Annotated in this window: 9 protein-coding genes; 6 read left to right on the top strand and 3 right to left on the bottom strand. The window is 43.1% G+C overall.

Translation table 11 applies throughout. The features are described from left to right. Nucleotides 1–2: 2 nt before the first annotated feature. Nucleotides 3–629: a LysE family translocator gene (locus PQ469_RS13820; RefSeq protein WP_274213479.1), complete on the bottom strand. Its 627-nt coding sequence runs from the start codon at nucleotides 627–629 to the stop codon at nucleotides 3–5. Nucleotides 630–899: 270 nt separating this feature from the next. On the opposite strand from PQ469_RS13820, the gene PQ469_RS13815 reads away from it, so the two are divergent. Then, nucleotides 900–1,646 carry a uracil-DNA glycosylase family protein gene (locus PQ469_RS13815; RefSeq protein WP_274213478.1) on the top strand — a complete coding sequence of 249 codons (747 nt, stop codon included), beginning with the start codon at nucleotides 900–902 and terminating at the stop codon, nucleotides 1,644–1,646. A gap of 20 nt (nucleotides 1,647–1,666) precedes the next feature. Here the strand turns inward: PQ469_RS13815 and PQ469_RS13810 are convergent, their stop codons facing one another. Next, a complete protein-coding gene (locus PQ469_RS13810) occupies nucleotides 1,667–1,990 on the bottom strand; it encodes a hypothetical protein (RefSeq protein WP_274213477.1) in 324 nt (107 codons plus the stop codon). Between the two features lie 383 nt (nucleotides 1,991–2,373). Here PQ469_RS13810 and PQ469_RS13805 point away from each other — a divergent pair, with 383 nt between their 5' ends. From PQ469_RS13805 to PQ469_RS13795, 3 genes are all read left to right on the top strand, one after another. After that, complete coding sequence (locus PQ469_RS13805) at nucleotides 2,374–4,671, top strand: family 20 glycosylhydrolase (RefSeq protein ID WP_274213476.1); 2,298 nt, start codon at nucleotides 2,374–2,376, stop codon at nucleotides 4,669–4,671. Between the two features lie 9 nt (nucleotides 4,672–4,680). Continuing rightward, on the top strand, nucleotides 4,681–6,798 hold the full coding sequence (locus PQ469_RS13800; protein ID WP_274213475.1) for an alpha-L-fucosidase: 2,118 nt from the start codon (nucleotides 4,681–4,683) through the stop codon (nucleotides 6,796–6,798). 62 nt (nucleotides 6,799–6,860) lie between these two features. After that, nucleotides 6,861–9,143, top strand: coding sequence for a GH92 family glycosyl hydrolase (locus PQ469_RS13795; RefSeq protein ID WP_274213474.1), 2,283 nt, complete (start codon nucleotides 6,861–6,863; stop codon nucleotides 9,141–9,143). Nucleotides 9,144–9,277: 134 nt separating this feature from the next. Here PQ469_RS13795 and PQ469_RS13790 read toward each other — a convergent pair whose 3' ends face one another. Next, complete coding sequence (locus tag PQ469_RS13790) at nucleotides 9,278–10,930, bottom strand: L,D-transpeptidase family protein (protein ID WP_274213473.1); 1,653 nt, start codon at nucleotides 10,928–10,930, stop codon at nucleotides 9,278–9,280. A 422-nt stretch (nucleotides 10,931–11,352) separates the two neighbouring features. On the opposite strand from PQ469_RS13790, the gene PQ469_RS13785 reads away from it, so the two are divergent. Both PQ469_RS13785 and PQ469_RS13780 read left to right on the top strand, forming a co-directional pair. Then, entirely contained in the window at nucleotides 11,353–11,994 is a 642-nt protein-coding gene (locus PQ469_RS13785) for a peroxiredoxin family protein (protein ID WP_274213472.1), read from the top strand. Nucleotides 11,995–12,033: 39 nt separating this feature from the next. Further along, nucleotides 12,034–12,651: a beta-class carbonic anhydrase gene (locus PQ469_RS13780; protein ID WP_090652654.1), complete on the top strand. Its 618-nt coding sequence runs from the start codon at nucleotides 12,034–12,036 to the stop codon at nucleotides 12,649–12,651. Nucleotides 12,652–12,653 lie beyond the last annotated feature (2 nt).

Genomic DNA, 12,653 nt, shown 5'->3' with positions numbered 1-12,653 from the left:
CTTTACCTTTTGGTGAAAGCTATTTTAATACCCATCAGCACAAAAACAACTGCCGAAAATTTATTAAGCCAAATACTAAATAAGGGCTGCTTTTTTAGTCGCCCGGATAATGAGCCGGCAAAAAAAGTGAGCACAGCAAACCAGGCTAAACTCATTAAAGCATAAGTTATACCAAGCAAAACAAAGGGTAGGGCATTGTGAATTTGTGCCGGATGGATGAATTGCGGGAAAAATGCAAGGAAAAATATGGCAACTTTTGGGTTAAGGGTATTGGTTAATACCGCAGATAAATAAGTTTTACGCACAGGCTCAGATAGTATGGCCATATCCTGTTTTAAAATTTCTTCTTTGGAAAGAAACTTACTGATGCCAAGATACACCAGGTAGGCAGCGCCGGCGTATTTTACAAAGCTGAAAGCCATTGCCGATTGTGATAATATTAACGACAAACCAAAAGCAGCCAGCGTAGTATGTACAAGCACCCCTGTAGCAATACCCAAAGTTGCGTAAATTCCCGCTTTTTTGCCTTGGCCTATTGATTTGTTAAGCACGAAAATGGTATCGATACCCGGTGAAATGATAAAAAGGAAAGATGTGACCAGAAAAGTAGTAAAGTTGACAATGCCCATAACATAAAAGTAAACAGATCTAAGCAAAATATAGGCTTTAAAAAAGGAGGCACCTGCGGAGCCAAACAATAGGTATTTATCATGCTATAAACACGTAACTCCGCTGGAGTTAGAAATAATGCGTGTCATTGACTCCGTAGGAGTCGCGTGTTTATAGCATAATAAAACTCAAAAGCAGGGCTCCGTAGGCGCCTCCTTTTTTAAAAGCAATTGCTGAACCAAAATAACTTTATGCGTTAAGCTTTTTGCTTTTTACTAATTTTACCCGGTATGAACACCTTTGCCGATAGAATAATAGCCTTTAACCAACAACTGGAATATACAGGAACGCTGCCAACAGGCATAAGCATCATGAACCCGTTCAGGGATAATGATTTTGCGCTGGATGTATCCACGCGGTTTTACGGCAAATATTATAGCGATAACCATCCCCGCCATTTGATATTGGGTATTAACCCGGGCCGGTTTGGCTCGGGCATGACAGGAGTGTCATTTACCGATCCCAAACGGATGATCAGCAAATGCCAGATACCCTATACCGGGCCAATTACACATGAGCCCTCGTCAGAATATGTGTATGATATGATTGATGCCTTTGGCGGTATAACCGCGTTTTATGAGCAGTTTTACATCCATTCGGTTTGCCCGCTCGGCTTTACCATAACCGGCCCAAAGGGTACGGAGGTAAATTACAACTATTATGATACCCCGGAATTAACCAAAGCGGTATATCCTTTTATCACAGAAAATATTCAAAAACAGATCAGCCTGGGTTTTGAAACAGATGTTTGCTTTTGCTTTGGCACAGGCAAAAACGAAGCCTTTTTGCGTAAGCTAAACGATGAAAAAAAGTTTTTTAAGCAAATAGTAGCCCTGGAACACCCACGGTTTATTATGCAATACAAATCAAAAACTAAACAGGATTATATAGCCAAATACTTAAAGGCCTTTAATTCAGTAATTATCCCAAAAAAAATAGGATCAAGGGAAAACCTGAGGTCAGAAACCAGACCTTAAGCTGTCTTAATTCTTGACTCTCATTTTGTGGTAATATCGCGTTTATGATCGTCAAACTCTTTACCGGTGGCATGATAATCCCTTATCAGCTTGGCCAATTGTTTTAATTCAAAATCGGTAAGTTCGGTGCCACCGGAATAATGATACCCAGGCTCCGTATCATCCAAAAAAATAGCACCCAGATATCCTTTATCAAAGGTTTTTGGGCTGTCTATATCCCTGTATAACTTGTAGGTCCCATTGTTGTTTTCGTCAATCTTATTAGTATCTGCCGGATCAACGGCAATAATAATATGGGTTCCGTCTTCTTTATTAATACCGAATGTTACGCCGCTGGTTATCATAAGTTAGAAACAAGCCGGTTGGATAAATGTTTGAGTACACACGAATTGAGCAGATTAAATCGAATTTCACGAATTGACTAACACGAATTGTACGAATTGAGGCGAATTTCACGAATTTGCATAGTTCGCCAAATTTTAAGCTCAGTATTAGTTGCAATTAGTAAACCAACTTTGAACCCCTTGTTTGCGCTAATTTGCTTCAATTCGTGCAATTCGTGTTAATCTTCTTTAAGAAAATTAAAAAGTTTTAATATGTTTATAAAATTATTGGGATTAGCTATTGTGACACATAAAAAGCAAGGTTTATCATAACTTTGTTAGGCGAGCGGGATAATTGGCGTTAGATAATTTCAGGAAAATATTACTCAAAACACAAACTATCAATGATAGCTTTTTTACGCAAAAATGCTGGCATCAGGCTGGTAACCCCACTCTTGTTTGTATGGTTTAGTGCAAATGCACAAGGCACAGCTAAATTTCCGCTGATACCTTATCCCACAAAATTAATACCGGGTAAAGGAATATTTGTCATAACACCGCGAACCACTGTGAGCGGATCGGCGTTTAAGAGCGAGGCCAAAGAACTTGCCGCACTGTTAGAAAAAGGACTTGGACAAAAGCTAATCCTAACTAAAAATCAATCGGCATCAGCAATAAGCATCATTAAAAGTGCCGATATAACAGTATCAGAAGGCTACCGGCTTACCATCACACCAAAGCATGTCGAAATTTTAGCTAACTCCGGGGCCGGCGTTTTTCATGCTATCGAAACCATCAGGCAATTGTTACCTGTTTCCATAGAAAAAGGCACAACAAGCAAAAAGTTAGTTTTGCCCGTATTGACTATTCAGGACGAGCCCGCTTATGGGTGGCGCGGTATGCACCTGGATGTTTCGCGGCACTTTTTTTCTATCAGCTATCTTAAAAAGTTTATCGACAGGATGGCGCTTTACAAAATGAACAAGCTGCACCTGCACCTGACCGACGACCAGGGCTGGCGCATCGAAATAAAAAAATATCCCAAACTAACCGAAGAGGGTGCATGGCGTACATTCAACGACCAGGATTCGTTGTGCATGAAACTTTCAAAAGATAACCCCGATTTTGTGATCGATAAGGAGCATATCATTCAGCGCGGTGGTAAAACACTTTACGGCGGATTTTACACCCAGCAGGAAATGAAGGGTGTGGTAGCCTATGCCGCGGCAAAGCACATTGATATTATTCCCGAGATAGATATGCCGGGTCACATGATGGCGGCCATCAATTCGTACCCGTTTTTAACCTGTAATGGCGAGAATAAATGGGGAACGCTGTTCACCAAACCCATTTGCCCTTGTAACGAAACAACCTTTGAGTTTGCCCAAAACGTATTTACCGAAATTATGGACATCTTCCCATCCCAATATATCCACATTGGAGGCGATGAAGTTGACCGTACCGATTGGGGTAAATCAGATGCCTGCAAGGCTTTGATGGAAAAGGAAGGGATAAAAGACCTGGCAGCTTTGCAAAGCTATTTTATTAACCGGATGGAAAAGTTTTTTAACTCCAAAGGCCGTAAATTAATAGGTTGGGATGAGATTATTGAAGGTGGCATCAGCCCTACCGCTATTGTAATGTACTGGCGCGGATGGGTACCTAATGCGCCTGTTGAAGCGGTAAAAAACGGTAATACAGTGATCATGACGCCCGGCGAGCCTTTATATTTTGATAACCAGCCCGATCAATATTCGGTTGACCGGGTGTATCATTTTAACCCAATCCCTAAAGTACTAAATAAACAGGAAGCTAAATCGATCATCGGCGCCCAGGCTAACATCTGGTCGGAACGGATCCCATCCGAGCGACGTGCCGATTATATGGCCATGCCCCGGATGACCGCCCTTGCCGAAATGCTTTGGACAAATCAGCCCGATAAATATAATTCATACCTGCAACGCCTGGTACGCCAGTATAGCAGGATGGATGCCTTAGGGATAAATTATCGCCTGCCGGATTTGCCGGGCCTGTTAAACGAATATGTATTTACCAATGAGGGCAAATTAAGCATTGCATCGCCTTTGCCAACTTTAACCATCCGTTATACTACCGATGGAACCCTGCCAGGCGTAAACTCCCCGATATTGCCCACACCATTGGTTATCAAAAAATCAGAGTTGATAAGGGTAGCAGCTTTTACCCAAAATGGCACCCGCGGTGATGTTTACAACCTGAATTATACCCAACAACAAATGCTTGGCCCGGTTAAAATAGCGCCGCCGAAACCCGGCCTGGCCTGTACTTATTACAAAGCTTACTTTAAAGCAACAACTTTTATGAAGGATGCTAAAGTTGATAGTACATTTACCACAGATAAAATTGAAGTACCGGCAACTGTAAAAGCGCCATCATTTGGTATTACTTATAAAGGCTATATTGATGTACCCGCTGATGGTATTTACAGCTTTTACCTTACCTGCGACGATGGCGGAGTTTTAAAAATAGGCCCCAACACGGTTGTAGACAACGATGGCAACCATTCGGCCCAGGAACGCAGCGGGCAGGTGGTCTTAAAAATGGGGGCACACCCTTTTCAGCTTGATTTTATTGAGGGTGGCGGCGGCTTTAAGCTGCGCCTAAAGTATAGTGTTAATGGCTCGGTACCGCAGGAGGTGCCGGCTGGTTGGTTTAAAAATTAAAATGTATTCATGAAAAAGGTTACAGGTATCATATTATTGTTATTGGCCATCGGCCTAAAAGGATTTAGCCAAGGCGCGCCAAAGCCCTACGGCCCGCTGCCAACCAAAGGGCAGCTAAACTGGCAGGAAATGGGTATGTATTGCATTATTCATTATGGCGTTGATGTTTATACCGATAAGGAGTGGGGATATGGCGATGAAGACCCTAAACTGATTAATCCATCGCAGTTTAGCGCTATGCAAATTGTAGGTGCTGCCAAAGCCGGCGGTTTCAAAGGCGTTGTAGTGGTTGCCAAGCACCACGATGGTTTTTGCCTTTGGCCCACCAAAACAACCGAACATAACATATCCAAAAGCCCATACAAGAATGGCAAAGGCGATATTTTAAAAGAATACCGCGAGGCTTGCGATAAATTAGGAATGCAGTTGGGTGTATATTGCTCGCCCTGGGACAGGAATAACCCTAATTATGGAACCGATGAATATATCAAAATATACCGCGAACAATTACGCGAATTATATACAAACTATGGCCCGCTGTTTATATCATGGCATGATGGCGCCAACGGCGGCGATGGCTACTATGGCGGTAAGCGCGAGGTAAGACATATCGACAGATCGACCTATTATGGCTGGGACACTACCTGGGCCATTACCCGTAAATTGCAACCAAACGCCGTTATTTTTGGTGATGTTGGCCCCGATGTACGCTGGGTTGGTAATGAAGAAGGCCATGCCGGCGAAACCTGCTGGGCAACCTATACGCCCCATGCCCCGGTAGAAGGTAAAAAGCCGGGCAATGGTTTTGTAAAAGACTACGAAGGCACTGAAGGTACCCGCAACGGCGATTATTGGATGCCGGCCGAATGCGATGTGTCATTAAGGCCCGGATGGTTTTACCACAAAACACAGGACGACGGGGTGAAATCGCCCTATACATTGCTTGATCTGTATTACAAAAGTGTTGGCCGCGGCGCGGCGCTGGATTTAGGTTTATCGCCAGATCCGCGGGGGATTGTAAATGAGATAGACGTTAAATCCCTTACCCAATTTGGTAACCTGTTAAAACAAACCTTTGCGGTTAACCTGGCAAAGGGGGCTACCGTTTCCGCAAGTAATATCCGTGGCGGTAATAAATTAAGCTTTGGCCCGCAGCTTTTGTTAGATAACGACAGGTACAGTTATTGGGCTACGGATGATAAAGTAACCACCCCCAGTTTAACTATCGACCTGCACACGCCAAAAACATTCAACGTTATCCGCCTACGCGAAAATATTAAGTTAGGCCAGCGGATAGAAGCTTTTGAGGTGGATGCTTTTATGAACGGCAAATGGCAGCAGATTGGCGCAGCCACCAGCATAGGCGGTAACAGGCTGATCCGTTTAACTCAAAACATTACGGCAAGTAAGTTAAGGTTAAGAATAACCAAATCGCCTGTAGCCATTGCGCTTAGCGATTTTGGATTATTTAAGGAACCTGTACATTTAACGGCACCTAAAATTGTCCGAAACAAAAAAGGCGAGGTTAGCATAACAACCGAAGCGCCGGTGAGTGCCATCAGGTATACCTTAAACGGACAGGAGCCAACCCTTACTTCGCCGGTTTACCAGGAACCGGTTTTATTGGCCAACGGAGGGATTGTTAAAGCACGTAGCTTTGAAGGCAGAGGGCAGAAAAGTGATGTTGCTTTTGCCTCATTTGGCTATGCCAAAATAGATTGGAAAATCATTGATGCGACTGCCGAAAATGACGTTGGTAACCGGGCCGAAAATGCGATTGATGAACACACTGGTACATTATACAGCACATTAAGCAAGGACAATGCTAAATTTCCGCAGCAAATATCCATTGATATGGGTGTAGCCCGGCAAATTAAAGCATTTGGATATTTACCAAGGCAGGATAAGCAGGCTGATGGTATTGTTGACCGGTATACATTTTATACAAGCCTGGACGGCAAAGAATGGGTAAAGGTGGCTTCGGGAGAGTTCTCGAATATTAAATCGAACCCGATTGAGCAGCCGGTTGTTTTAAGCACCCCTGTAAGCGCCAGGTATTTTAAATTTGAGGCTGAACATGTTATATCTGGCAATGGTATTACCGTTGCCGAATTAAGCGTTTATTAATAATCTATTATATAGCCGGGTTTATGTTTGTGCAAACCCGTCGCACAATCTATAAGTAACGAATGAAAAAACAGATCTTTTTAGCCGGAATACTGGCTGTCTTAACATCAAGCTCATTTGGCCAGGCCCATAAGTCCCGAAAAAACGGGAAAGCGGTGCCTGTCTCTTTTACCAAATATGTCGATCCTTATATCGGCACCGGCTTTCATGGCCATGTGTTTGTTGGCGCAAACGTTCCTTTTGGTGCTGTGCAATTAGGGCCAACCAACTTATCCGAAGGCTGGGATTGGTGCTCGGGCTACCATATTTCCGATTCAACCATTATTGGGTTTCAGCATACACATTTAAGCGGTACAGGTATTGGCGACCTGGGCGATATCTCCTTTATGCCAACCACCGGTGCCATCAAAACTTACAAGGGCAGTTTGAAAGATATGCAAGATGGCTATGTTTCACTTTTTAGCCACAAGGACGAAGTTGTGAAGCCCGGATACTATAAGGTTAAGCTAAAACGCTACGATATCGGTGTCGAGCTTACAGCCAGTACCAGGGTAGGGATGCACAAATACACTTTCCCCGCTTCAAAAGATGCGCATATTGTGATTGACTTACAGGAAGGTATTGGCTGGGACAGATCGTACGAAACCTACATTAAACAGGAAGATAAGTATACCATCAGCGGTTACCGCTTTTCAAAAGGATGGGCAGCTGATCAGCGCATTTACTTCACCGCCGTTTTCTCCAAACCGATGGAAAAATTTGCCGTTTATGACAGCACAGCCAAAGCAGGTGCTACCAAGTTAAAAGGTGCAAAAGTTAAAGGCGTTATCAGTTTTGCTACCTCAAAGGGTGAGGTTGTCTACGCTAAAGTTGGTATTTCGCCGGTAAGTTCGGCAAATGCCATGCTAAACATTAAAGCCGAAATACCTGGTTGGGATTTTGCAAAAGTTGTTACCGAGGCCGACCAGGCCTGGAATGGACAGTTAGGGAAAATCAATATCAAAGCTGATTCATTATCGATATTGAAAAAGTTCTATACCGCTTTCTATCACTCTATGGTAGCGCCATCTATATTTAATGATGTAAATGGGGAGTACTGGGGCACCGATAAAAAGGTGCATAAAAACGTTGGTTTTAATAATGTAACCACATTTTCGTTATGGGATACTTACAGATCTAATAACCCATTATCAACCATCATCCACCCCGAGCATACTAACGATATGATAAACTCGATGCTGGCTATTTACCAGCAGCAGGGTACTTTGCCAACCTGGCATTTAATGGCTAATGAAACTAACTGTATGGTTGGTTATAGCGCGGTGCCCGTTGTTGCCGATGCATTGCTTAAAGGCTACAAAGGTTTTGATGCTAACCTTGCATATGAGGCTATGAAAACTACCGCCATGCAGGATGCACGCGGCGTTAAATTTGTTAAAAAACTGGGTTTTATTCCTGCAGATAGTACAGCGGAATCTGTTTCGATGGGTTTGGAATATGCTATTGACGATTGGTGCCTTGCACAGGTTGCCAAAAAACTGGGCAAAACTGCCGATTATGAATACTTTAGCAAGCGCGGTAAATACTACAAAAATTACTACGACCCTAAAGCCGGGTTTATGCGTGGCCGCTTAGCCGACAATTCATGGCGCACGCCGTACAGCCCATTCATCTCGATTCATGAAACCGGCGACTTTACCGAAGGCAATGGCTGGGAATATACTTTTCTGGTGCCCCAGGATGTTGAGGGATTAATTAATTTGCTGGGCGGCAAAGATAAATTTAATATCAAGCTCGATTCGTTATTTATTGCCGAGGGCGATATGGGTAAATTTAAATCGCCCGACGTTTCGGGATTAATAGGCCAGTATGCCCATGGCAACGAGCCTGGCCACCCAATGGCCTACTACTATGATTACTCGGGCCAGCCATGGAAAACAGCCGCCAAAGTGCGCTATATCCTGGATGATTTTTATACCACTAAAACCGACGGTATTATTGGCAACGAAGATGTTGGCCAGATGTCGGCATGGTACGTACTCTCGGCTCTTGGTTTTTACCCGGTTAATCCGGCAAATGGCCTGTATGTTTTTGGCAGCCCGGTAATCACCGAGGCAAGGCTGAAACTGCAAGGCAATAAAACATTTCACATCGTTGTAAAAAACAACGGGCCTAAAAATATGTACATCAACGCCATGAAGCTAAACGGTGTAAATTATACCAAAACTTACTTTTCGCACAAAACCCTGATGGCCGGCGGTGAGTTGGAAATAACCATGGGCGATAAGCCAGGTACCGTTTGGGGAGTAGGGGATGCCAATAAAGCGGTATCGGTGTTGAAGTAGTAGTAGTTATTATCAATTAATCGCGTCATTGCGAGGTACGAAGCAATCCCCTACATGCTAATTAGCTTTGCATATCGGGGATTGCTTCGTACCTCGCAATGACGTTTTTTTTGTTTTGTAAATTAATATTCTCTCTAATACTTCCCGCTTCCCGATAATATCATCGAAGCCAGCTGCTCATCTCTGTCGTAGATATCCTGGCGAAAGTTGAGTTTGTTATCTCTATCGGTAAAAGCTGTGAAATAGGCGATGAACACAGGTACTTTTTGTTTAAGTGTTATAGTTTGTTCTTTGCCAAGATGCATCGCTTTGTAAATTCTGTCAGCAGTCCAGGTAGTATCATATTTCAACAGAAAAGCGGTAAGCTTTGCAGGTTCGCCAACGCGGATGCAACCGTGACTAAAGGCCCTGGACGATTCGCCAAATAACGATCGTGAGGGCGTATCATGCAAATAAATACTATAGCTATTCGGGAACAAAAATTTCACAAGCCCTAATGAGTTTTCGGGGCCGGGTTTTTGTTTAATTACCGGCAAACCATTCTCGCGGCCCGTAATGATCATGTTGTGCTTGCTGATATAACTGGAGTTCTTTCGCATTTCGGGTAAAACTTCGTTTCGGACAATACTCTCGGGTACATTCCAGTACGGGCTAAACACCACGTATTGCATCTGGCCATAGAATATAACTGTTTGATGCACCTTTTGGCCTACAACCACATTACAACTCCACAACAAACTATCGGCATGATAAACGTGCAATTTAAATTCGGGGATATTTACAGCCAGGTAATCGGTACTTAAACTAACCGGAAGCCAGCGGCACCGCTCCATATTAACAATAATCTGCCTGATGCGTTTTTTTAAGGGTACGTTCATCTCTGCAAGTGTCCCCGGCCCCGGCAGGCCATCGGCTGTTAAGCCATGCCTTAGTTGAAACTGGTTTATGGCCTGTTGCAATTCATTGTCAAAAACATTGCCTAAGGTGTCGCCCTTAAAATCTCCCAATTTGAAAAGCCGTGTTCTTATCTGCGGGATAACCGCCGACGAGTCGCCTGGTTTTACGCCTTTGGCTGATGGTATCGTTGTCCATTTTTCTTTCGCGTCTAACGCCCGGTATTTGGCGAGGTAGTTTTTTAATAAATCGTACTGCCTGTAAACAGGCTCTGATAAGGTGCTGCCGGCTTTGCCGCTTTGCCTTAATAAAGTATCCAGGTAATCATTATAGGAGATTTTTTTGCGCGGCAAAAACCAGTTAACCGCTTTACTGGTAGAATCGCTCATTCCCTGGAAAGCCAGTTTTGAAAATACAAAATACTGGGCCGTCAGCATTAACTCTGTTTCGATATTGGGTTTTGATGACTTGCTATTAGGCGCAAATATCAATGAGTCTAAAACTTTGGGGTAGGGAGTGGCCTTGTAAATACCCTCATTTTGTAAATTTCCTACTCTGTCTGCCAGGTTACCGGCCTGTTCAATCAACTTTCCTTTGTTGTACCAGGCGTAAGCAAACTTGCGCTTGCTATAAAACAGGCTGATATCCTTAACATAGGGCTCAAATGCAGGGTGGGTTTTAACAAAAGTGGCAAGCAGCGTGCTATCAAAAATTGCGTCGGTTTGATCGCTGAAATTGCCTGGGATGGTTTTATTCCATTCTTTAACAGCTTTTCGTTTAAGCGAGTCGGCTTTTGATTGCCGGCCGGATTTAGAACTATGATTGCAGCCTAATGGTATGTATAAGAGCGAAATAAGTGGTATGGAAATGAATTTGCAAACGCCTTTTAACATGGATGTTTTTATTGGTAAGTTAAGTAACTAAAAGAAGAATAAAAAAAATTATAAAAATGTATACTAATTATATAGACATTATAGTATATTTGTTTCGTTAATTCAAAGGAATGTTAAACAACACAATAAAATACAAATCAAATAACTTTTTAAATCGCCACGATTTAAGAGGGATGATGTGTATGTGTTGCTGCTGTTGAGTTTCTCTCCCTTAAAACCACAGATCCCGCTAAAAGTTTACTGACCTGGTTATTAATAATATATTTTATGAACGCTTACCCGATAAATCCTTTAAAGAAATCATTTTTTGATAGGGTGCTGCATTACCAGCACGTGATTTATGGCTTATGCCGTTGTTGAAGGTGATACCTCTCTCATCTGCGCCAATAAACATAATTTACTACTATTAACCACACTACAAAATGTCAACTACTGCTAATAAATACCCGTTTTTCGATCTTTCAGAAATTGTTCCTGATAACGATATTGCTTTTAAACCTTACCGCGCTTTGCAACCCGTAAAAGCAGGTAATTATATTCCCGATTTAAAGTTTTCCAATGATTATACCCGTTGGCAATCGTTTTTCAACGGTGCACAAACACATGGGCCAATTGCTTTAAGGCAACTGCTCAAAAAACCATTGGTGATTGCATTTTACTCGCACCACTGGAAAGAGCAAGGCTTTGAATTGTTAAATCAATTGAACAATATCCAGCAGGAAATAAGAGCAAACGGCGGTAGCTTGTTGATTATCAGCGATGAGCGTACCGACGAACTGGCAAAACAGGCTTGGGAAAGCAGTTTTACCCTTAACTTTTATCACGACGAGGAGAAAAATATAGCTCACACATTCAGGATTTATTCTGACAACGACCCGGTTTGGAACCGCTTTTCGGGTATTGATGTTAATGTGCCCTTGCTGGCCACCTATATTATCGATGCCAGCAAGCAGGTGATTTACAGCCATATTGATCTTGACTTTTTGGGAACTTTCGATGGTGAAGCTATTGTTTCGTCGGTTTACGAATCGTCATTGATAGCTAACAGCAGGAAATCAGCCTGATAATTTAAAAACGAGGTTTATTCACAAAAATATAAAACTATGTCAAACGCAATTGATGAGCTTCAGCAAGTAAAAAGTAAAGTACACCGGCAGGTACTTAAAGCTAACGATGAATATGTAAAACATTTTGGCGATAAGGGTAATCTTACTATACCGCCGGCACGCCAGTTTGCCATTTTAACCTGTATGGATGCCCGCCTTGATCCTGCCAAATACGCAGGCCTTGCCGAGGGCGATGCACACGTGATCCGCAACGCAGGCGGCCGGGCAAGCGATGACGCTATCCGTTCATTGGTGATATCACATAAACTATTGGGTACCAAAGAATGGTTTGTAATACACCATACCGATTGCGGTATGGGCTTGTTTACCGATGATATCATTCGTAACTTACTATCCAAAAGCCTGAATACGGCCACTATCGACGAAAACGGCTGGCGCAATGCCGACGAAAGCGGCGGATCTGACGAAGCCAATCATATCGCATTCCTCACCTTCAAAAACCTGGAAGCCAGCGTTGTGGAAGATGTGGAGCGCATCAGGCATCATCCGTTAGTGGCTGGCAACATTCCCATTTACGGTTATATATATGATGTACGGTCGGGCAAGTTAATTGAGGTGCCCCAGGCCACGCATGCAGGCGAGGTTTTAAACTAAAC

The organism is Mucilaginibacter sp. KACC 22773, from assembly GCF_028736215.1.
GTDB lineage: Bacteria > Bacteroidota > Bacteroidia > Sphingobacteriales > Sphingobacteriaceae > Mucilaginibacter.
This window is presented reverse-complemented; position numbering and strand designations above follow the sequence as displayed.